Raw genomic sequence first — 19,356 nt, 5'->3', positions numbered from 1 at the left:
TGCATGAGCTTATCAAAACCATCTTTGAAACCGCGCTTCTCGTCCAGCCTGCTGCTGCGCTACCTCGCCAAATGGCTGCCGCTGGCACTGCTGGTGGGGCTGCTGGCCGGTTCCGCCTCCGCCTTTTTCCTGGTCGCGCTCGACTGGGCGACCAGCACCCGCCTCGCCCACCGCTGGCTGCTCTGGCTGCTGCCGCTGGCCGGGTTCGCGGTCGGCTGGCTCTACCTCCGATTCGGCCGCGCCGTCGAGGCCGGCAACAACCTGTTGATCGACCAGATCCACGATCCGGATAAAGTCATCCCGCTGCGCATGGCGCCGCTGGTGCTGGGCGGGACCGTGCTGTCGCACCTGTGCGGCGCCTCGGTCGGGCGCGAAGGCACCGCGGTGCAGATGGGCGGCACGCTGGCCGACCAGCTGACCCATGTGTTCAGGCTGCGGCACGAGGACCGGCGCACCCTGCTGATGGCCGGCATCAGCGCCGGCTTTGCCTCGGTGTTCGGCACGCCGCTCGCGGGCGCCGTGTTCGCCCTGGAAGTGCTGGCGATCGGACGCCTGCGTTCGAACGCCCTGTTCGCCTGCCTGGTGGCCGCCATCGCCGGCGACCGCACCTGCCTGCTGTGGGGCGTGCATCACACGCATTATGCGATCGGAGCGATCCCGCCGCCGGCGCCGTGGCCGCTGCTGGCGGCCGGCCTGGCCGGCATCGCCTTCGGCCTGGCGGGACGGCTGTTCGCCGACTGCACCCACGCGCTGGGCGGCTGGATCAAGCGCAAGGTGGCTTACGCGCCGCTGCGGCCGCTGCTGGGAGGCATCGTGATCGCGCTCGCCGCCGCCGCACTGCCGATCGACCCTTACCTGGGCCTGGGCATCCCGACCATCCAGGCCGCCTTCCTGCAGCCGCTGGCGCCGTGGGACTTCGCCGGCAAGCTGGTGCTTACCGTGGCCTCGCTCGGCAACGGCTTCAAGGGCGGCGAAGTGACGCCGCTGTTCTACATCGGCGCCACGCTCGGCAATGCGCTGGCGCCGCTGCTGCACCTGCCGCTCGGCCTGCTGGCCGGACTCGGCTTCGTCGCCGTGTTCGCCGGCGCCGCCAACACGCCGCTGGCCTCGACCCTGATGGCGATCGAACTGTTCGGCGGCGAGATCGGCGTGTATGCGGCCATCGCCTGTGTGCTCAGCTATCTGTTTTCCGGGCACACCGGCATCTATCGCGCACAGCGCCTCGGGCGCGGCAAATTCGGCCGCGGCAAGCGGGCGCCGGAACACCTGCGCCTCGGGGAACTCGACGCCTGGCGGCGCCAGGCCCGCAGCCAGGACGCGGATCGCGGCTGAGTCCGCAACACTGTCCTGCCGCGCTACCCCAGCTGTTCATAAACTGAACACTACCCGCGGCGCATGGTGTTCAGTTTCCGTACCTTTCATGGGGCATCGCCCTGTCTTACCCGTTCTGCATGCCCCGGCACGCTTATTGCGCTCGTTGGATGCATCGGCCCGCTGTGCCGATGCCAAGCCACCATAACGAGGAGATAGCGATGAAGAAAGTGCTTGCGATGAGCTTGCTTGCCGCTGCCGCCGCCCAGCCTGCATGGGCGGTCGACATCAAGGCCGGCGACTGGACCGTCAACGTCGGCGGCAACGTCAACGCCTACTACACGCTGGTGCGCTGCAAGGGCAGCTTCGACGGCGGCCTGGCGCTGGCCGGCCCCACCATCGGCTGCGGCGGCGAAGACCGCCGCACCACGGTCGGCAACGGCCTGCTGCCGAGCGGCCTGGTCACCACCGCCACCACCAGCCAGGGCGGCTACGACGTCAAGGCGCAGATCGGCATCATGGTGGCCGCCGCCACCGACAGCGCCATCACCCAGAACAGCACGGTCGACGTGCGCCAGGCCTTCTTCAGCTTCGGCAATGCCCAGATCGGCACGGTCAAGCTCGGCCGCGACTACGGCATCTTCGGCGACAACATCATCCTCGCCGACATGACCCTGCTCGGCACCGGCGCGCCGTCCCAGGCAACCCAGCGCGGCCGCGTCGCCCTCGGCCACATCGGCGCCGGCTACGCCTATGCCGGCCAGTACGGCCAGGTCGTGTACACCACGCCCAAGGTGCTGCCCTACGGCCTGGTGCTCGACTTCGGCCTGATGAGCCCTGTGGACGACACGCCGATCGTCGCGCCGGCGCGCTACACGTCGCGGTCGACGCCGCAGGTGCAGGCCCAGCTCAGCGGCACCTATGGCCCGCTGAAGGGCTGGCTGGGCGCCAAGACCCAGCATTTCGAAGCGGTCGGCAACACCGCCGGCAACCTGCGCATGAATGCCTTCGAACTGGGCGCGCAGCTCGACTACGGTCCCGCCAACTTCCTCGCCAACGTCCAGCGCGGCAGAGGGCTGGGCATCCTGTCGGACGCCGACCAGGGCAACGTCCGCACCACCCATTACCTGCTGCAGGCCACCTATAAAACCGACGACAAGCTGAAGCTCGGCATCAACTACGGCCAGAGCCGCAACAACGACGACGCCGTCACCACCGGCGGCCTGAAATCGAATTCGAACGTGACCCTCGGCGCCTATTATTCGCTGAACACCGCGATCACGCTGGTGGGTGAACTGGGGCGCACGCGCTCGAAGGGATTTTCCGGGGCGTCGAGCCACATGAACGGGATTTCGCTGGGGGGCATCATCCTGTTCTGAGCTACACTCGCGGGTTTCACGATGCATTCGAGCACACCATGACGAGTCGATCCACCGGCGGCCTTGTATATTCCACTGAAAGCGGACGCATGTGTCCCGATTGCCGCCAGCCGGTCGCGGCATGCGGGTGCAAGGCCCAGGCCAGGGCAGCGCCGCCGGGCGACGGCATCGTGCGCGTGTCGCGCCAGACGAAGGGACGCGGCGGCAAGGCAGTCACGCTGGTCAAGGGCCTGGCGCTGGATGCCGCCGCGCTGGCGGCGCTGGGCAAGCAGCTGCGCACGGCCTGCGGCGCCGGCGGCACCGTGAAGGATGGCGTGATCGAAATCCAGGGCGATCACTGTGACGTGGTGCTGGCCGCGCTCAAGAAGCATGGGCATGACGCGAAGCGGGCCGGCGGTTAATCAGCCCGCTGCCCACTTGGCCTTGGCCGTGTCGTCGCTGCTGCGCGCATCGACCCAGCGCGCCCCGCTCGGCGTCTGTTCCTTCTTCCAGAACGGCGCGTCGGTCTTCAGGTAATCCATGATGAACTCGCAGGCGGCGAAAGCCTCGCCGCGGTGCGCCGCGCTTGCCGCCACCAGCACGATCTGCTCCTGCGGCTTCATCGGACCGATGCGGTGCACCACCAGGGCGCCGTACAGCGGCCAGCGCGCGCGCGCCTGCTCGACGATGTCTTCGAGCGAGCGTTCGGTCATGCCGGGGTAGTGTTCGAGCTCGAGCTCGGCGACCTGGTCGCCGTCGTTCATGTCGCGCACCGTACCGACGAAGCTGACCACCGCGCCGATGCGCGGGTCGCCCGCGCGCAGGCGCGCGACTTCAGCCCCGAGGTCGAAATCTCCGGCCTGTACGCGTACCTCGGTGAACACCCCCTTCATTTGCCCTCCTTCGCCAGGCGCATCGACAACTGCTCGATACGGGTAGCGGTGCGGGCATCGGCCAGCGCCGGCAGCGCCAGCAGTGCGCGCAGCTGGGCTGCGGGCGTGGCACTGGTGCCGTTCTTCTGTCCCGACTTGAGCGAGGATTGCAGCACCTCGACCTGCAGTTTGAGGCGCTCGCGCGCGAATTCCGGGCCGCTGTCGATGCCGGCGCCGATTTCCATGCGCAGCAGGTCGTGCAGCAGGATGTCGCGGTTGCGTTCCAGCAGCCGGGCGTAGGCGGCGCGGTCGCCGCCGAAGGCCTGCACGGCGGCGTCGAAGCGGGCGCGCAGCGTGCGCTCGAGTTCAGCATCGAGGACCGGCAAGGCGCTCCAGCGCGCTTCCCAGTCGGCGCCGTCGCCCTTGCCCGCGCCGGCAACTGCCTGCTCGAGTTCCTGCACCAGGCGCAGCTTGTCGCGCAGCTGGTTGGCCTGGGCCACGCCGGCGGCGCGGCGCACCTGGTCGGCGTGCTGCTGCACCAGCGCCACGGCGGCGTGGTAGCGCTTTTCGACCCGGGCTTCGTGGGCGCGCGGTACCGGGCCGATGGCCTGCCATTCGGCTTGCGCCTCGCGCAGCAGCTTGCCCATCGTGGCCGGCGTCGCATCCGGCGCGGCCGCTTCCAGGCGCGCGCTGATGGCTTCCTTGGCGGCTTCGTGGGCACGGCGCTCGATGTCGGCCTCGTGCATGCTTTCCTTGCGGCGCTGGAACACTTCGTCGCAGACGGCACGGAAGCGCTGCCACAGTGCCTGCTCGCTCTTGCGTTCGAGCGGCAGTGCGCGCGCGTGTTCCTGCCAGCGCTGCTGCAGCGCGCGCATGGTGTCGATCGCGTGGCGGTCGTGCGGGTCGATGGCGGCGGCTTCCTCGATGATCGCTTCGCGCTCGGCCATCTCGCCCTTGCGCTGCTCTTCGAGCGGCGCCTGCATCACGTTCAGGGCGTCGGTGAACAAACCGTCGAGGCGCTTCTTTTCCTTGCGGTCGATCGCGCCCAGGTGACTCCAGCCGAGACGCAGGCGCTGCACCGTGCCGGCCACATGTTTCCAGTCGGCTTCGCCGGACTGCAGGCGCGCGATCTCGGCGCGTGCTTCCTCGACCAGCTTTTCGGCGCGCGCCGCGTTGGCGTGGCGCTCGTCGGCCAGCTGGCGGAAGTGGGCCGCGGCCGGCGCGTAGGCGGCGCTGCAGGCGGCGTCGAAACGCTCCCACAGGCTTTTCGGGGCGGCGCCGGACAGGCTGTCGAGGGCTTTCCAGCGCTCGCGCATGCTGCCGACCTTCTTGGCCAGCTCGCTCATCGCCAGGTTCTGGGTGGCCAGCGTTTCCACGTTCTTGATGAGTTCTTCGCGCGAGACGTTGCCGCCCCAGCGCGCCCAGTCGGACAGGCGCTTGAGTTCGGCGCGCACGTGGGCCAGGCGGTCGGACTGGGCCGGCGTCAGGCGCATGCCTTTTTCGCGCGCGTCCTTCAGCGTCTTGTCGAGTTCGGCCGCGGTGCCGAGCGAACCCTGCTGCAGTGCGGCTTCCATCGCATCCATGGTGTCGAGGAAATGCTGGTCCGCGCCTTTCGGCTTGCGCGGCTCGCTGCGGGCTTCGCCTCGCGCTTCGGCGGGTGCGCTGGCCTCGGGCGCCGGCCTGGTTTCCTTCGGCTTGCGCGGCTCGGGCTGCGGCAGGCTGGCCAGCACGGCCTCGAAACGGCGCTGCAGCTCGGCCGCCTGCGCGCGGGTGTCCTCGCGCTCCTGCGGCAGGGCTGGCAAGGCTTTCCACTCCTTGCGCAGGGTGTCGGCGTCCAGTTCGGCCACCGGTTTGCCTCCCTGCAGTTCGAGGAAGGCGCTGCGCGCCGCCAGCGCGCTCTGCCCGGCTTCGATCGCGTGCAGGCTGGCCAGCAGTTTCTGGTGCTCGACGCCGAATTCGGCGCCCAGCCCGCGCGGCAGCGAGGCGTGTTCCGGCGCCTGCAGGGCTGCCGCCTGTTCCTGGGCCAGCACCTCGAGGCGGGCGGCCAGTTCGGCCGCCGGCAAGCTGCCCGCGGCGACACCGGCCGACAGCTGGCGCAGCGCCGCCAGGCGGTCGATCATGGCGCGCTGCAGCTGCACCTGGGCTTCGAGACGCTGGCCGAGGGCGGCGCGCACGTTCTGGAACTCTTCCTGCAGCTCGGGGGCAGCGATGACTGCCCACTTGCGGTCGAGATCGGCAACGTGGTTAGGCGTCAGCAACGCATCCTTCAGCAGCGAACGGGCGCTCTCGAGGGCGGCCTCGGCGCGCCGGTGCTCGGCTTCGTGGTGACGGTGGGCATCGAGGCGCGATTGCATCAGCTTGGCGACGCGGCGGTCGGTATTGCGCATCGCCGTGTGCACGCGCTCGAGGGCTGCCGGGCTGTGGACGAACTCGGCGGCGGTGAGCCGCAGCTCGGAGAATTCGCATTGCAGTATGAATTCCACCGCGGCAGCCTCGTCGCCCTGGACCTGGCTCAGTTTCTCGGCCTGCTGCGCGCGCGCGGCGGTGGCGGAAGACGAAGCGCCGGCACCCGACTGGGCGGCAGCGCCCGGCGCAGCGGCGCCCGAAGCGGACGGCTGCGGCCCCTGTCCGGCCGGCTTGTCGCCGGACTTGTTATCGCCCGGCCGCTTGAATAGGAACTCGAACATGATGAAATCGCACTTCCAAAATCGCCATCATAGCAAGAAACCTGATGGCTTCGCGCCACTCGGCTGGCGTGTGCGAACAACACGTCGGCGACTTACGTACGGATTAGTGGACAACCGACAAGGGCGTGACGTGGCGCGCCTGACCATGGCTGTCGTGGCCGAGCAGCCCCGGCGTGGCGTATTGCCGCTCCGGCACATTGCGCCGCTCGCGCGCGTAGGCGTCGTGGGCCAGCATCTGGTTGGCGATCGCGAACCATGCGGTGTCGCCGACCACGCTGCGCGCCAGCGGAAACAGTTCGTGCTCTTCGCGCTCGAGGCGGTGGCGCAGCGCGGCCACGCAGCGCTCGACGGCATCGCAGAAGCGTTCGCGCAGGACCGGGCGGTCGGGCTGGGCGACGCAGGCCTCGGCCACATAGATCGCTTCCGCGGCGTTGCGGCTGAGCTGGTCGAGCTCGTGCAGCAGGCCGTCGGCGGCACCGGTATGGCGGCGCAGCGCCGGCACCAGGAATTTGTCCAGCTTGCGCCAGTGGCAGCTGTCGTAGATCTGGCGCAGGCTCGCGCACAGCTGTGCAGCCCGGCCCAGGGCCAGGGTGTTGGTATCGCCCGGCAGCGCATGCAAGTCCTCGACCAGCGATTGCAAGGCAGCGCGCACTTTGGTCTGTTCGACCGACAAGGCAACGAGGGTATAAGTCGACGTCAGCATTCTGTCTCCGCTCAGTCGTCTCTCCAAACGCAGCGCCGCCGCACGGTGGGCCGGCACGGGGAACTGAATGGGAAGCGTTGATTTTGGCCAGGCCGGACTTTGTCGTTGATTTCTTGTCATCGGCCTGAAGAAGTACCAAGTTTAAGGAGGGGGGCCGGGGCGGCGTTTGATCTGTATCAAACCTATGCCCCTGCCCGGCCGCACGTCAGCGTCGCGTCAGGCTGCTGCCGACGTCGCCTGCACACTCGTCCGTACAGGCTGTTGCCCAGCCGGCGCGGCCCGGTCTAGCGCGGCCCGTAACAACGGCGCAAAAGCGACAGGTTCGGCGTGTACGAGCGTCACTTGCGCACAAGCATGCCAGCGGGCGCAGCGGGCGACTGCCGCCGCGATATCGTCGGCCAGGCGGGCGCTGATGCGTATGCCCGGCTCCAGCGCCAGCGCCTTCAGTTCGAACACGCCGGCCTTGCGGTGCGCCTTGGCATCGACGCGGCCGACCAGCGCGCCGCGGCGCAGGATCGGCAGCGTGAAATAGCCGTAGCGGCGCTTGTCCGCCGGCGTGTAGCATTCCAGGCGGTAATCGAAATCGAACAGTTCGAGAGCGCGCCTGCGGTCCCAGACGATCGGATCGAATGGCGACAGCAAACTGGTCGCGCTCGCCGCCAGCGTGCCGGCCGCGGCCTGCTCCAGCAGCGGCGCATGGTCCGGGTGCACATATACCGGTTCGCGCCAACCATCCACCCTTGCGCGCAGCAGTTCGCCGCCCGCATGCAGTGCCGCCAGGTCGACGTGCGGCGGCCTGGTGCGGTGATAGTCGGCGATCCAGCCGGCCTTGGCCAGCCCGAGCGCCTTGACCGTGCGCAGGGCGAACTCGCGGCGCACGGTCTCCATCGGCGGCATGCGGCTGTCATCCCAGCCCGGCAGCACGCGCTCGGCCAGGTCGTAGATGCGATGGAAGTTCTGGCGCCGCGCGATCATCAGCACGCCGGCCGTGAACAGGACTTCGAGCGAGCGCTTTTCCGGCTTCCAGGCCCACCAGCCGCCGGCCTGGCCGTCGCTTTTGCCAACATCAGGTTCGAAATCGGCCGAGCGCATAGGACCGTGCGCACGGATGTGCGCCAGCACCCGCTCGACCACGTCCGGATGATCGCGCAGGAACCCCGCCGCATACTTCCAGCCGAGCGAGCCGGGATCGATCATGCGGTGCCGGTACAGGCCGTAATCCTCGATCGGAATGAAGCAGGCTTCGTGCGCCCAGTACTCGAACAGTTTCCCTTCTTCAAGCAGGGCGTCGAGCCAGCACGGATCGTAGTCGCCCAGGCGGCTCCACAGCACCAGGTAGGGGCTGCGCGCGACCACGCTGATGGTGTCGATCTGCAGCACCCCCATGCGCCGGATCGCGGCCAGCACGTCGTCCTTGTTGGCGCGGGCGCGGCGGGTCTGCGACATCCCCTGGGCGGCCAGGTGCAGGGCGCGCGCGGCGCCGATCGTCAGGACGGTTTCAGTCATTGATAAATATCCAATGCACGATTGTAATGAGCATTTTGACACTGTCGCGCATTCGCCGGACAACTTTTTACAGCCGCTTCCGGTCTGCGCTATAGTAAGCGGCTCATCCACGCTCCAGACTCGTTCCTTCCACCCCATGCGGCTGCTGCACACCTCCGACTGGCACCTCGGCCAGACCCTGCACAATTTCGACCGGACCTGGGAACACCAGCGCTTCCTCGACTGGCTGCTCGACACCCTCGTGGCCGAGGACATCGATGCGCTGCTGATCGCGGGCGACATCTTCGACAACGCGAATCCGTCGGCGGCCTCGCAGCGCCAGCTGTACCATTTCCTGCAGCAGGCGCGCGCCCGCCTGCCGCAACTCGACATCGTCGTGATCGCCGGCAACCACGATTCGCCGGGCCGCCTTGAAGCGCCGGGACCGCTGCTGAGCGCCCACGGCACGCGCGTGGTCGGCCACATGGCGAAGAACGCCGACGGCGAGCTCGACCTGGAGCGCCTGCTGGTGCCGCTGACCGGGCGCGACGGAGAAATTCAAGCCTGGTGCGTGGCGATTCCCTTCCTGCGGCCCGGCGACGTGCCGCGCGTCGCCGCGCCGGAGGGCGAAGCGGCCGACCCCTACGCCGCCTACATGCAGGGCATCGCCCTGCTCTACAGGCAAGCCTATGCGCTGGCCGCGTCGCGCCGCACGCCCGGCCAGGCGATCCTGGCGATGGGCCACTGCCACATGGTCGGCGGCGATGCCTCGCCGGATTCCGAGCGCCGCATCGTCATCGGCGGCACCGAGGCGCTGCCGGCCTCGATGTTCGATCCCGGCCTGGCCTATGCCGCGCTGGGCCACCTGCACCTGGCCCAGCGCGTCGGCAAGCAGGAACACCTGCGCTACAGCGGCAGTCCGCTGCCGCTGTCGTTCTCGGAAGTGAATTACCAGCACCAGGTGCTGCGCATCGATCTCGACGGCGCGGCGGCGCGCGCCATCACGCCCTTGCCCGTGCCGCGCGCGGTCGAGCTGCTGCGGATCCCGGCCGCGCCGGCGCCGCTGAAGGAAGCGATCGCCGCGCTGGTCGAACTCGACCTGCCCGAGCGTCCCGCGCACGAGCAGCCCTACCTGGAAGTGCGGGTGCTGCTGGACGGCCCGGAACCGGGCCTGCGCGCCCAGGTCGAAGCCGCCCTGCAGGGCAAGCCGGTGCGCCTGGCCAAGATCGAGCCGACCCGGCGCGTGGTAACCGCGCCCGGCATCGAAGCGGCCCTGACCCTGGACCAGCTGGCGGCGCTGCAGCCGGACGAGATCTTCCGCCGCCTGTGGCAGCAGCGCTTCGGCGACAATGCGCCGGATGACCAGCTGGCCGCGTTCGCCGAGCTGATGATGCCGGAAGAAGCGGGCGAGGTGCGGAAATGAAGATCCTGCGCATCGGCGGCAAGAACCTGGCCTCGCTGGCCGGCGAATTCGCGGTCGACTTCGAGAGCGAACCGCTGGCCTCGAGCGGCCTGTTCGCGATCAGCGGCCCCACCGGCGCGGGCAAGAGCACCCTGCTCGACGCGCTGTGCCTGGCCCTGTACGACGCCACCCCGCGCCTGTTGAAGGCGCGTGCCGGCAACCAGGTGCCCGACGTCGGCGCCGACACCGTGCAGGCGCACGACCGCCGCACCCTGCTGCGGCGCGGCGCGGCCGAGGGCTATGCCGAAGTCGACTTCATCGGCAACGACGGCATCGCCTACCGCGCGCGCTGGAGCGTGCGCCGCTCCTACAACAAGGCGACCGGCGCGCTGCAGGGCGTGAACATGAGCCTGCACAAGCTGCCGGAACTGGCCCCGCTCGGCAATACCAAGACCGAGACCCTGGCCGAGATCGAAAAGCGCATCGGCCTGTCGTTCGAACAATTTACGCGCTCGGTCCTGCTGGCCCAGAACGAGTTCTCGGCGTTTCTCCGCACCGACGACAACGAGCGCGGCGAACTGCTCGAAACCCTGACCGGCAGCGCGGTCTACAGCGAGATCTCGCGCCGCGCCTTCGAGCGCTGGAGAACCGAGCAGGAAGCGATGCGGCGCCTGGCCGGGCGCCTGCAGGACCAGGCGCCGCTGGCACCGGAGCAACGCAGCACGCTCGACGAAGAACACACGGTGGCGCAAGCCGCGCTGACTGCCGTCGACGCCCGCCGCAGCGCGCTCGAACAGCAGCTGCGCTGGTACCAGGCGCTGGACAAGCTGGCCCAGGGCGAAGCCCAGGCGGACACTGCGCTGGCCGCGGCCACCACGGCGCTCGACGCCGCCGCCCAGCGCCGCCGCCATCTGGCGACGCTGGATGCGGTGCAGCCGGCGCGCGCACTGGTGGCCGAGCTGCAGCGCCTGGCCGGCGAACAGCGCCAGGCCCAGCTCGCGCTCGAGAATGGCGAGAAGGACCTGGCACGCGCGCTCGATGCGCAAAAGGCCGCGGCGCAGGCCCAGATCGACGCCGAGCGCAAGCTGGAAGCGGCCGAACAGGTCCAGCGCCAACAGGCGCCCCTGCTCGACCGCGCCAAGGCGCTCGACGCCACGCTCGCCACGCTGGCCCCGGCTCATGCCAAGGCGCGCAGCACGCTCGACGCGGCTGCCGCCGAAGCCCGGCAGGCCGGCCAGGTGCTGGCGGCCAAGACGGCCGAGCTGGACGAGGCCCGGCGCACGCTGGCCGACACCCGCACCTGGCTCGAGGTGCGGCGCGACCTCGACGGCCTGGCGGCCCAGTGGGAACGCTGGGAACAGCGCCTGCTGCAGGCCGAGCAGGCTGCCGCCCAGGACACCGCCAGCGCCGCCGCGCTGGCGCGTGCCCGCACCGGCCTCGATCAGGCCGAAGCCGCGGCCCAGCGCACGGCCGCGGCCCTCGGCGCGGCGACCACGCTGCTGCAGGAACGCGAAGCCACGCGCGCACAGGCAATCGAAGCGCTGGACGGCATCGACGCCGACGCCCTGCGCGGCGAACGGCGCGCGCTGGAAACGCGGCGCGAGCGCCTGGCCGCCTTCGGCGCCATCCATAATGCCCTGGACACGGCGCACAAGCAGTCTGCCAAGCTCGAAGTCCAGGCCGAACGCCAGCAGGCCGCGCAAACGGCCGCCGCCGCTGCGCTGGAAGCGGCACGCACCGCGGGCGGCGCCATCGACGCCGCCCTGGCCCAGGCCGAGCGCATGTTCGAAGCCGCCCAGCTGGCCTGCGCCGACGGCGTCGAAAGCTTGCGCGACCGCCTCGGCCACGGCACGCCGTGCCCCGTGTGCGGCAGTGAAGAGCACCCCTACCGCCACCAGGATGTGCGCCTGCACACCCTGCTCGACAAGATGGCGGAGGAAGTGGCGGCACGCCGCCGCGAACAGCGCGACAACCTGAACGAACAGGCGCAGCAGCAGGCGGCGCTGGACACGGCCGCCGAGCGCCTGCGCGCATTGCTTGATGAACGGACCGGCATGCTGGATGCCATCGCCCAGCTCGAGGAAGAGCTGGCGGCCAGCCCGCTGGCCGGCGAAGCCCCGGAGGCCGAGGACCGCGGCGCCTGGCTCACGACCCAGCAAGGCCTGCTGCGCGACGGCGCCGCCGGCATCGACGCCCGCGAGCAGGCCTTGCGCCGCGCCGAGCTGGCGCGCGACGCTGCCCAGCAGGCCTGGGACAGCACCCACCGCGAACAGGCACGCCTGCTCGACGCGGCCCAGGCGGCGCAAGCCCAGTTGAACAGCCTCGAAACCGACATCGCCACGCTGGCGGCCAAGCGCGACGCCGCGGCGGAAACCCTGGCCGGCCTGCTGGCCGAACTCGATCCGGTGCTGGTGGAAGCCTGCGGCGCCGGCTGGCAGACGGACTGGCGGCAAGACCCGGCCGGCTGGCGCCAGCAGCGCGCCGGCGCCGCCCGCGAATGGGCCGAGCGCGCCGCCCGCGTGACGCGCCTGGAATCCGCCATCAGTACCTTCGAGGCCGAACATGCGGCCATGCGCGCGCGCGTCCAGCAGGATCAGGGGCGGCTGGCCGAGGCGCAGGCGGAATTCGAGCGCATCGAACTGGAATCGTCGACGCTGCGCCGCGAGCGCGCGCAACTGTTCGACGGCCGTGCCGCGCGCGAGGTCGAACAGGCGCTGGCCGCCGGTGTGGCGGCGGCGCGGGAAGGCGTCAACGCCGGTCAGGCCGCGAGCCTGCAGGCGGCGCAATCCGAAGCCCGGGTGCGCGAAGCTCAGGCCAAGACACAGGAACGCATTGCCGTACTGCAGGATGCCTCGGGCGACACCAATGCCCGCCTGAACGCCTGGTTCGAAGACTTCGACGGCAACGATCCGGACCTGGAGCCGGTCGACAGCGAACAGGCGCTGGCGGCGCTGCTGGCGGTCGGTAATGCCTGGATCGCGCAGGAGCGCACCGCCTTGGGCGAACTGGATTCCCAGGCACGCCAGGCGGCGGCCGTGCTGGCCGAAAGGCGCATGCAGCGCCAGCAGCACCAGGAATTGGCGCCGCCCGACGCGGCCAGCCGCGATGCCGCCGGCGTGGCCCAGGACCTGGCCGCGGCCGAGCAGGAAAGGCGCACGGTCCACGAGACCGCCGCGGCGCTGGCGCTGCGCATCCGCGAAGACGACGCCCGCCGCGAGCGCGCCCGTTCGATGATGGCCGAGATCGAGCGCCAGCGCGCCATCGAGGAACGCTGGGCCAGGCTGGCCGACCTGATCGGGTCCGCCGACGGCAAGAAATTCCGCAACTACGCCCAGCAATTCACGCTCGACGTGCTGCTCGGCTACGCCAACCAGCACCTGGCCCAGCTGGCGCGGCGCTACCGCCTGGAACGCGTCGCCAACGGCAGCGGCCCTTCGCTGGCGCTGATGGTGCGCGACCAGGACATGGGCGGCGAGGTGCGCTCGGTCAACTCGCTGTCCGGCGGCGAATCCTTCCTGGTGTCGCTGGCGCTGGCGCTGGGCCTGGCCTCGCTGTCCTCGAACCGGGTCAAGGTCGAATCGCTGTTCATCGACGAAGGTTTCGGCAGCCTGGACAGCGACACGCTGGGCGTGGCCATGGATGCGCTGGACGCGCTGCAATCGATGGGCCGCAAGGTGGGCGTGATTTCGCACGTGCAGGAAATGACGGAGCGGATCGCGACCAAGGTCATGGTGCGGCCCGGTGGTGGCGGCAGCAGCTCGATTACAGTTCAATGAGTTACAGTACAGCAAATATGAAACACACCCTCTTCCTGTTCGACCTCGACGACACCCTGCTCGACTTCAAGGCGTCCGAGCAGCGCTCGTTCGCCCTCACGCTGGGGGAACTCGGCATGCGCGGCGACATCGACGCCCTGTTCGCCGACTACCAGGCGATCAACCTGGCCCTCTGGAAAAGCTTCGAGAGCGGCGCGGTGTCGAAGGATTTCCTGAAAGTGGAGCGCTTCCGCAAGGCCTTTGCCCAGCACGGCCTCGACCTCGATCCGGAAGCGGCCAGCCGGCTGTACCTGGAATCGCTGTCGAATACCGTGGTGCTGATCGACGGCGCCGTGCGCCTGTGCGCGACGCTGGCCGCCATCGGCGAGGTCGGCATCATCACCAACGGGGTCGAGCATATCCAGAAGCGGCGCATCGCCAGTTCCGGCCTGGGCGAGCACATCTCCTTTGTCGCGACCTCGGAAGCCTGCGGCCATGCCAAGCCGGACAGCCGCTTCTTCGCGTACACGACGGCGATGGCGCGCGCCTTTGCGTCGCACGAAACCATCATCGTCGGCGACCGCCTGGATGCCGACATCCTCGGCGCCAACCGCTTCGGCATCGAGAGCTGCTGGTTCAATCCGGACCGGCTGGCCAACGCGTCGGCAGCGGTGCCGACCTGCGAAGTGCATACGCTGCACGACGTGGTCCCGGCGCTGCGCAGCCTGGCGGCAGCCTGACGGAAGTCCGACTGCGGCTGCGCCGGCACCCCGCGTGCCGGTGCTAAAATGCGCGCCTTTCCAGCATCTTCTTTTTTCGGATCCATCATGTCCAAACCCGCCCGCTTCCTGACCTTCAAGTGCGCCAAGTGCGCCAAGCCGGTCAAGGTCCAGCTGCAGAAAGTCTCGGCCTGCTCGCACATCCAGCCCTACCAGGGCATCTGCGATTGCGGCGAAATCAAGCGCCACGCCACCGGCAATCCGGAGGCGGTCAAATCCTTCATCGAGTCGAACGACCTGCACTGGCACCATCACCATTGAGCGCCGAATTGAGTGCGCAGATGATCCAGTGGATTGAAAACGGCGAAGAGTGCGCGGCAGTCTGGCGCTCGGAAAGCGGCTGGCCGGCGCCGAAGAAAATCGTGCTGGCCGACGACACCATGAACGCCGATACCGCCTACCGGCTGGCGCTGGACGGCACCGGCCTGCTGTGGCGCGGCGACTTCCAGAATGCGCGCCAGCTGCTGCAGGCGCTGGTGCGCCGGCTCGACCAGAAGAGCGACCGCAACAAGCGCAAAGCGCCGAAACCGGCCGCCACACTGACCGAACAGTTCCACCGCCATCGCCTGGCCCAGCTGCAGCGCGCGCGCCTGCTGGCCATGCTGCTGATCCCGTTCGACGCCGATTACACGATCCCGCTGCGGCGCGCGCCCGACGTCAAGCAGGCCTGCAACGAAGCCTATGGCGCAGGCAGCGAACCCTTCGTGGCGTCGCTGCGCGAGCTGCTGGGCCTGATCGGCGCCCACGAGTGGCGGCGCAAGGGCGTGTTCATCCCGGCGCTGGACGAGCGCATCCACCCCTGGTACGGCGTGTTCTCGCCGGTACGCGGCGAATACGTGGAGCTGGTCGCGCAGGCGCCCCTGCCCGCGCAGGCGACGCTCGCCTTCGACATCGGCGCCGGCACCGGCGTACTGTCGGCGGTGCTGGCCCACCGCGGCCTGCAGGGCGTGATCGCCACCGACATGGACGAGCGCGCGCTCGGCTGCGCCCGCGCCAACATCGAACGCCTTAGCCTGAGCGACCAGGTCGAGGTGGTACAGGCCGATCTGTATCCGGAAGGCCGCGCCGGCCTGGTGGTCTGCAACCCGCCCTGGCTGCCCGGCAAGCCGAGTTCGGCGATCGAATATGCGATCTACGATCCGGACAGCAGCATGCTGAAGGGTTTCCTGGCCGGCTTGAAAGACCATCTGCTAGCGCACGGCGAAGGCTGGCTGATCCTGTCCGACCTGGCCGAGCACCTGGGTCTGCGTTCGCGCGAGCAGTTGCTGGCGTGGATCACCGACGCGGGCCTGGAAGTGGCGGGCCGCCACGACGTGCGCCCGACCCATCCGAAGGCCAGCGATGCCGACGACCCGCTGGCGGCGGCGCGCATGCGTGAGGTGACGTCCTTGTGGCGCCTGCGTGTGGCGTGACGATGATCAGTGCGGAAACTCGATTTGCACCGTCAGGTCGATTGTTATACAATAGCGTTCTCAGACGCGGGGTGGAGCAGTCTGGCAGCTCGTCGGGCTCATAACCCGAAGGTCACAGGTTCAAATCCTGTCCCCGCAACCAGAATTCTTTAAAACGAGCCCGACTCTTGTAGTTGGGCTTTGTTTTTTGAGCGAGCCGTTAGCAGTACAGAGCGCATGAGAGACAAGAAAGACAACGCGACCTTCGATTTGCCGGGTTTCGAACCGGCGGGCCAGGACGATGCCGTTGTCCTTCCTCCCGAGCCGAAGCGCGGTGGTCCGCGCCCGCGCCGGATCGCGCTCAAGCAGGAGCAGATTTCGCTGCTCGAAGAAACCGACGCCAGCGGCCTGCCCGTGTGGCAGCGCGACCCGAATCTTGACCTCACCGGCCTGCCGATCTGGCAACCGGATACCTAATCCAGCCGCACCCGCGGTTCATGCCATGACCGATACCGCATTCTCCTCCCTCCAGCTCGATCCGCGCTTCCTGGCCAACCTGACCCAGCTCGGCTATACCCAGATGACGCCGGTGCAGGCATCCACCCTGCCCCTGGCGCTGGCCGGACGCGACCTGATCGCCCAGGCCAAGACCGGCAGCGGCAAGACCGCCGCCTTCGGCATCGGCATGCTGCTGGGCCTGAACCCGACGCTGTTCGCGGTGCAGGGCATGGTGATGTGCCCGACGCGCGAGCTGGCCGACCAGGTCGCGAACGAACTGCGCCGGCTGGCGCGCGGCATCGGTAACGTCAAGATCGTGACGCTCACCGGCGGCATCCCGATGCGCCCGCAGATCGCCACGCTCGAATTCGGCGCCCACATCGTGGTCGGCACGCCGGGCCGCATCCGCGACCACCTGCAGCGCAAGACCCTCGACCTGGCGCGCCTGCGCACACTGGTGCTGGACGAGGCCGACCGCATGACCGACATGGGCTTCTACGACGAGATCGCGGCCATCGTGCGCGAATGCCCGGCGCGCCGCCAGACCCTGCTGTTCTCGGCCACCTACCCCGACGACATCCGCGAAGCCACCGCGCTGTTCCTGAACAATCCGGAAGAAGTCGCGGTCGAAACGCGCCACGTACCGGCCCAGATCGAGCAGCGCTTCTACGAAATCGGCTTCGAGGGCCGCGAAGAAGCGGCGGCGCGCGTGCTGCGCCATATCCGCCCGGGCTCGGCGATCGCCTTCTGCAACACCAAGGCGCGCTGCCGCGAAGTGGTCGACTACCTGCGCGGCAAAGGCTTTGCGGCGCTGGCGCTGTACGGCGAACTGGAACAGCGCGAGCGCGACGAGACCCTGGTGCTGTTCGCCAACCGCAGCTGCTCGGTCCTGGTGGCCACCGACGTCGCCGCGCGCGGCATCGACGTCGCCGGGCTGGAACTGGTGCTGAACGTCGACGTCTCCAAGGACCCGGAAGTGCACGTGCACCGCGTCGGCCGCACCGGCCGTGCCGGCGAGACCGGCCTGGCGGTGACCCTGTCCGCGCCCAACGAAAAACGCTTCGTGCGCCTGATCGAAGACCTGCAGGGCCAGTCCGCCGAGTGGCATCCGCTGGCCGAACTCGACGACGTCGACGTCCCCGCCGACGAACTGGCCGCGCTGGCGCCGATGGTCACGCTGTGCTTCGCCGGCGGCAAGAAGGACAAGCTGCGTCCGGGCGACCTGATGGGCGCGCTGGCCAAGGATGCCGGCCTGACCAAGGAACAGGTCGGCAAGATCAACATCCTCGAATTCATGAGCTACGTTGCCATCGAACGCAGTGTGGCGCACCAGGCCTACCAGCGCCTGAACGCCAACAACCCGCTCGGCCCCGACTACGGCAGCGTCAAAGGCCGCAATTTCAAGATGCGTTTCATCGAGGTCTGAGCAGGATCATGACCCGGAATTTGTAACAACTGTAAAAGCCGCGCACGGTTGAAATGATTTCCGGGCGGCAGCTCAGCAGTTCTGGCATCATTTTGCTAAAGGAGCATTAGTAAAATGATCAGCTCAACAACAACCGGGCAAGAGAGGACGGAAGGCCGCAGCGTCAGGGACATCGTCGAGCATGCGCACGGCGAAGTGACCGAAGCCTGGTGCCGCAAACTCTTCCGCCAGCTGCTGCAGGCCCTCGAACGCCAGTACGCGATGGAGATGCCGCATCGCGTCATCACTGCCGACACCGTCGTGTTCCACCAGAATGGCCAGCCGCTGCTGCTGCCGTCGATCGCCAGCGATCCCGCGCCCAGCGAAGCCGACGACCTCGCTGCACTCGCCAGGCTGATCCATTACGCGATCACGCAGGAACTGCTGCCGAGCGGCCCGCTGCGCGGCCGCGGCCTCGACGGCTACAGCGAGACCCTGCTCGCGGCAGTCGACCGCTGCATGGATCCCGATCCGGCGCAGCGCCCGCAAACCGTCGCGGAACTGCGCGACATCCTCGGCATCGTGCCGCCGGGGTCGGCGCCGCTGCCGCCGCCGCCGCCCTTGTCGGAGCTGGCGGACCCGCCGGCTGAGCCGGCCGCGGTTGCTGAGCCAGCCGCGGTTGCTGAACCGGTCCCGGTGATAGAACCGGCGCCCGTGGTGGAACCATCCCCGCCGGCAGCTGAGCCGGCCGCGGTGACTGAGCCGCCCCCGTTGCCTGAACCGCTCCCGGTGGCCGAACCAGTCCCGATGGCTGAACCGGCCCCGGTGGCTGAGCCTGTTCCGGTGACCGAACCCGCGCCGGTGACGAAGCCGGCCCCGATGCCGCAGCCGCATATCCAGCCGAAACCAACGGAAGCCGCCATCCCCGCCCACGCGCTGCGCGCCAGCGCGGACGGCAAAGGCAGCGAAAGGCCTGCAACGAACACCAGCAGCACGGCTGCGGCGACTGCAGCGACTGCGGCAGCACCTGCGGCAGCGGCGCCCGCCGCGCCGCCCGCCCAGCCCCACCCCGGCACCCAGGCCGCGGCTCCGGTCCGCCGGCCGCGCTGGCCCATCGTCGCGCTCCTGGCGGCCATGGTCCTCGCCGGCTATGCTCTGCTGCCCAACAAGGCCCCACATGAGCAGCCTGCGCCGGCTGCACCGCAGGACCAGGCCGTCCCCCAGGCCCCTGCAGAGGCCAACGTTCCCGCCGCCGCGGCGGACGCCACGACTGCGCCTGCGCCACCGGCAACCAACCCGGCCGTCCAGCCCGCCCCATCCACTTCAGCGCAGGACCCGAACGCCCTGCCTGCACAGCCGCCGGCAGCTGCAGGTGTCGCACCGGCCGCAACGCCGGGCATCCTCCCTGCGCGGCCGCTACCGGCAATGCCGGCCGGCACCGGCGCCACGGCCCCGGCCGCGGCCGGCACAGCCAACCCCAACCCCAACGCCAGCGCCACCTACCAGCTGCAAATCCAGCCCTGGGGCACCGTCTACGTGGACGGCGTCGACCGCGGCGTCAGCCCGCCGATCAAGCGCCTGCAGTTGCCGCCGGGACGCCACACGGTCCGCGTGACCAATCCGAATTTCCAGGAACGCGTGCTCGAGGTCGACACGTCCGCCGGCGACGGCCGCATCGTCGTCGACTTCAGCGCCGCAGAATGAAAGCGC

General features: G+C 69.2%; 15 protein-coding genes and 1 tRNA gene. 12 read left to right on the top strand and 4 right to left on the bottom strand.

The genetic code is table 11. The features are described from left to right. Nucleotides 1–3 precede the first annotated feature (3 nt). The 3 genes from FBX97_RS17510 to FBX97_RS17500 all read left to right on the top strand — a co-directional run bounded on the left by FBX97_RS17510 (nucleotide 4) and on the right by FBX97_RS17500 (nucleotide 3,091). Nucleotides 4–1,332, top strand: coding sequence for a voltage-gated chloride channel family protein (locus FBX97_RS17510; RefSeq protein WP_141833925.1), 1,329 nt, complete (start codon nucleotides 4–6; stop codon nucleotides 1,330–1,332). 200 nt (nucleotides 1,333–1,532) lie between these two features. After that, nucleotides 1,533–2,690 carry a porin gene (locus tag FBX97_RS17505; protein WP_141833922.1) on the top strand — a complete coding sequence of 386 codons (1,158 nt, stop codon included), beginning with the start codon at nucleotides 1,533–1,535 and terminating at the stop codon, nucleotides 2,688–2,690. Nucleotides 2,691–2,728: 38 nt separating this feature from the next. Beyond that, a complete protein-coding gene (locus tag FBX97_RS17500) occupies nucleotides 2,729–3,091 on the top strand; it encodes a translation initiation factor Sui1 (protein WP_141833919.1) in 363 nt (120 codons plus the stop codon). On the opposite strand, the gene moaE is transcribed toward FBX97_RS17500, so the two are convergent. From moaE to FBX97_RS17480, 4 genes are all read right to left on the bottom strand, one after another. Beyond that, complete coding sequence (gene moaE, locus FBX97_RS17495) at nucleotides 3,092–3,562, bottom strand: molybdopterin synthase catalytic subunit MoaE (protein WP_141833916.1); 471 nt, start codon at nucleotides 3,560–3,562, stop codon at nucleotides 3,092–3,094. Further along, entirely contained in the window at nucleotides 3,559–6,228 is a 2,670-nt protein-coding gene (locus tag FBX97_RS17490; RefSeq protein WP_141833913.1) for a DUF349 domain-containing protein, read from the bottom strand. Before FBX97_RS17490 ends, moaE begins: the two co-directional genes overlap by 4 nt. A 103-nt stretch (nucleotides 6,229–6,331) precedes the next feature. Beyond that, entirely contained in the window at nucleotides 6,332–6,931 is a 600-nt protein-coding gene (locus tag FBX97_RS17485) for a hemerythrin domain-containing protein (protein WP_185748622.1), read from the bottom strand. A gap of 216 nt (nucleotides 6,932–7,147) precedes the next feature. Further along, entirely contained in the window at nucleotides 7,148–8,437 is a 1,290-nt protein-coding gene (locus FBX97_RS17480) for a winged helix-turn-helix domain-containing protein (RefSeq protein WP_141833907.1), read from the bottom strand. A 136-nt stretch (nucleotides 8,438–8,573) separates the two neighbouring features. Between FBX97_RS17480 and FBX97_RS17475 the strand changes: the two genes are divergently transcribed. From FBX97_RS17475 to FBX97_RS17435, 9 genes are all read left to right on the top strand, one after another. Continuing rightward, nucleotides 8,574–9,839 carry an exonuclease SbcCD subunit D C-terminal domain-containing protein gene (locus tag FBX97_RS17475; RefSeq protein WP_141833902.1) on the top strand — a complete coding sequence of 422 codons (1,266 nt, stop codon included), beginning with the start codon at nucleotides 8,574–8,576 and terminating at the stop codon, nucleotides 9,837–9,839. Beyond that, nucleotides 9,836–13,594 carry an AAA family ATPase gene (locus tag FBX97_RS17470; RefSeq protein WP_141833898.1) on the top strand — a complete coding sequence of 1,253 codons (3,759 nt, stop codon included), beginning with the start codon at nucleotides 9,836–9,838 and terminating at the stop codon, nucleotides 13,592–13,594. Before FBX97_RS17475 ends, FBX97_RS17470 begins: the two co-directional genes overlap by 4 nt. A 17-nt stretch (nucleotides 13,595–13,611) precedes the next feature. Continuing rightward, nucleotides 13,612–14,313: a YjjG family noncanonical pyrimidine nucleotidase gene (locus FBX97_RS17465; RefSeq protein WP_141833895.1), complete on the top strand. Its 702-nt coding sequence runs from the start codon at nucleotides 13,612–13,614 to the stop codon at nucleotides 14,311–14,313. An 87-nt stretch (nucleotides 14,314–14,400) separates the two neighbouring features. After that, entirely contained in the window at nucleotides 14,401–14,613 is a 213-nt protein-coding gene (locus FBX97_RS17460; protein ID WP_141833892.1) for a hypothetical protein, read from the top strand. Nucleotides 14,614–14,633: 20 nt separating this feature from the next. Further along, a complete protein-coding gene (locus FBX97_RS17455; protein WP_141833889.1) occupies nucleotides 14,634–15,764 on the top strand; it encodes a class I SAM-dependent methyltransferase in 1,131 nt (376 codons plus the stop codon). Nucleotides 15,765–15,829: 65 nt separating this feature from the next. Continuing rightward, a tRNA-Met gene (locus FBX97_RS17450) sits at nucleotides 15,830–15,906 on the top strand. Nucleotides 15,907–15,980: 74 nt separating this feature from the next. Further along, nucleotides 15,981–16,220: a hypothetical protein gene (locus tag FBX97_RS17445; protein WP_141833886.1), complete on the top strand. Its 240-nt coding sequence runs from the start codon at nucleotides 15,981–15,983 to the stop codon at nucleotides 16,218–16,220. Between the two features lie 25 nt (nucleotides 16,221–16,245). Next, the gene (dbpA, locus tag FBX97_RS17440; RefSeq protein WP_141833883.1) at nucleotides 16,246–17,667 is read left to right on the top strand and encodes an ATP-dependent RNA helicase DbpA; all 1,422 of its coding nucleotides are present in this window, start codon (nucleotides 16,246–16,248) and stop codon (nucleotides 17,665–17,667) included. Between the two features lie 114 nt (nucleotides 17,668–17,781). Continuing rightward, entirely contained in the window at nucleotides 17,782–19,350 is a 1,569-nt protein-coding gene (locus tag FBX97_RS17435) for a PEGA domain-containing protein (RefSeq protein ID WP_141833880.1), read from the top strand. Nucleotides 19,351–19,356: the final 6 nt, after the last annotated feature.

Source organism: Herbaspirillum sp. SJZ107, from assembly GCF_006715485.1.
GTDB lineage: Bacteria > Pseudomonadota > Gammaproteobacteria > Burkholderiales > Burkholderiaceae_D > Telluria.
This window is presented reverse-complemented; position numbering and strand designations above follow the sequence as displayed.